Here is a 1,683-nt window from a genome sequence, read left to right as displayed (position 1 = left end):
GAGCCTGTAGCGAAATGGCGTTTTGCCGGCCGGGGCATCGAATCTGTCGGGCTGGTCGGGCTGGGTGGCCCCGGGGTCAGGTTGCTGGGTGGAGGGTGTGGTTGTGGAGTTTGAGGAGGTTGACCACGGTGGCTGCGAGGTTGAGTTCGCTGGCCGCGGCTTTGAGTCCGCGGCGGGAGAACCGTCGTAGTCCGGTTTGGTCCTTGAGGTGTCCGATGACGGTTTCGACGGTGGCTGATCGGCGTTTGTAGGTGGTGTGGCCTTCGGGGGTGCGGATCCGGTGCTGCATCTGTTGGGCGGGGGTGGCGTCGGTTGGTGGTGGTCCTTGGGTGGGCCGGTCGCGGGCGTCGCGGTTGACGTCTCGGTGTTTGCCGGGCGCGATGAGCCGCTCGGGCCCGGGCAGGGTGAGGTTGGGTTCGGACCAGTAGCCGGCATCGGCCAAGATCATGCCGAGTTCACGGCCGATCTGTTCGGTGGCGGTGACCGCGGCGTTCATCATCGGTTCGAACGAGTCGTAGTCGTTGGCGTTCTGGGTCACCGTGGCGGCCAGGATGAGGTGGTCGTCGCTGACAGCGATCTGGGCGTTGAAGCCCTGCACGAACCCACCGGAGTGGGTGGACATTTTCCGGCTGTCGGGGTCGGTGGTGTTCGCGACCGGCTCAAGTTTTGTCTGGCGGCGGCGCCGTCTGGCCGCGGCGCCTTCGCGGTCGATCGTGCCGGCTTCGGCGGCGGCCTGGGCGGCCTGCAAGTCTTTCCTGGCTTGGCGGATCTGACGTGCGGCGGTCTCGTGGGCCCGGGTCTTCGGCTCGGCAGCCTCGAGCCGGGCCTGTTCGCGGGCCAGCCGCGCGGTGTTGAACCGAACCAGATCTGTCCCGGCCGGAACTGGACCCTTCACACTTTCGCCGGCCTCGACCCGCTGCAGGTAGTCCTCGATCCGGGCCTGGTCAGCGGCATCATCAGCCTCGGCCTGCTTAGTTTTCTTCTTGACCTCGGCCAGAGCCTTCCGGATCCGTTCGCGGCGCCCGGACGGGTTACTGAACTCGGGCGGCAGTTCATCACCACGCGCATCGCCGTACTCCTCGTCTTCTGCCGCATCAGTGGCTGCGGCCTCGGCCACGATCTTCGCGACCTGCTCCCGCAACCACTGCTCTTTGCGGTTGGCGCCCAGTGACGCGTTCGCGGCGATCTTGGTCCCGTCGATCGCCACCACCCCGACCCGGCCCATCCCCGCGGCAGCGCACATCACCAGCACCTGCGAGAACAGATCCGCGAACGCGTCTTCATGCTCGGCGCGGAACCGCGCGATCGTCGTGTGATCAGGAATGTCTTGGGCACAGATCACCCGGAACGCCACATCCACGGTGCACAACCGCTCGATCTGCCGCGAGGAATGCACCTTGTTCGCATACGCATACATCAGCAACGTGATCATCATGTCCGGATCGAACCCAGCCCGGCCCTGACCGGCCCGTGTCCGGCCGGCATGCAGCACCGACGTGTCCAGCTCCTTGACCAACTCGACCAAGAACCACGCAAAATGACCGGGCGGCAACCAGTCAGACATGTCCGGCGGCAACAAGAAACCCTGACCACGATCAACCGGCCGATACCCATTCGCCACACCCAATAATCGAACACCTACCGGGTTATACGCACCAGCCACGCCGATTCTGCAACAGCCTC

At 65.4% G+C, this 1,683-nt stretch carries 1 protein-coding gene; it reads right to left on the bottom strand.

Translation table 11 applies throughout. From position 1 onward, the window contains the following. Positions 1-76: 76 nt before the first annotated feature. Positions 77-1,683 (bottom strand): transposase (locus E1261_RS44650; RefSeq protein ID WP_238176857.1); only part of this gene is annotated, 1,607 nt, incomplete at its 5' end.

It is taken from the genome of Kribbella albertanoniae, from assembly GCF_004348455.1.
GTDB lineage: Bacteria > Actinomycetota > Actinomycetes > Propionibacteriales > Kribbellaceae > Kribbella > Kribbella albertanoniae.
This window is presented reverse-complemented; position numbering and strand designations above follow the sequence as displayed.